At 52.0% G+C, this 573-nt stretch carries 1 rRNA gene; it reads left to right on the forward strand.

Annotation, left to right across the window (positions count from 1 at the left end):
* Positions 1 to 573 (forward strand): 23S ribosomal RNA (locus E5347_RS16730); the annotation flags it as partial.

The following is a 573-nucleotide window of genomic DNA, read 5'->3' on the forward strand; positions in this document are numbered from 1 at the left end:
AAGTAGTGCCCGTACCGCAAACCGACACAGGTAGATGAGGAGAGAATCCTAAGGCCATCGGAAGAATTGCAGTTAAGGAACTAGGCAAATTGACCCCGTAAGTTAGCGAGAAGGGGTGCCTGCGAGAGCAGGCCGCAGAGAATAGGCCCAAGCAACTGTTTAGCAAAAACACAGGTCTCTGCTAAAGCGCAAGCTGATGTATAGGGGCTGACGCCTGCCCGGTGCTGGAAGGTTAAGGGGAACACTTAGCGCAAGCGAAGGTGTGAACTTAAGCCCCAGTAAACGGCGGCCGTAACTATAACGGTCCTAAGGTAGCGAAATTCCTTGTCAGGTAAGTTCTGACCCGCACGAATGGCGTAATGACTTGGGCACTGTCTCAACTGCAAATCCGGCGAAGTTGTAGTGCGAGTGAAGATGCTCGCTACCCGCGATTGGACGGAAAGACCCCGTAGAGCTTTACTGTAGCTTAGCATTGAGTTCCGATATTGTCTGTACAGGATAGGTGGGAGACTGAGAAACTAGGGCGTCAGCCTTGGTGGAGTCAACCTTGGGATACCACCCTGACAGTATTGG

It is taken from the genome of Clostridium sartagoforme (genome assembly GCF_004794105.1).
Taxonomy (GTDB): domain Bacteria; phylum Bacillota; class Clostridia; order Clostridiales; family Clostridiaceae; genus Clostridium; species Clostridium sartagoforme_B.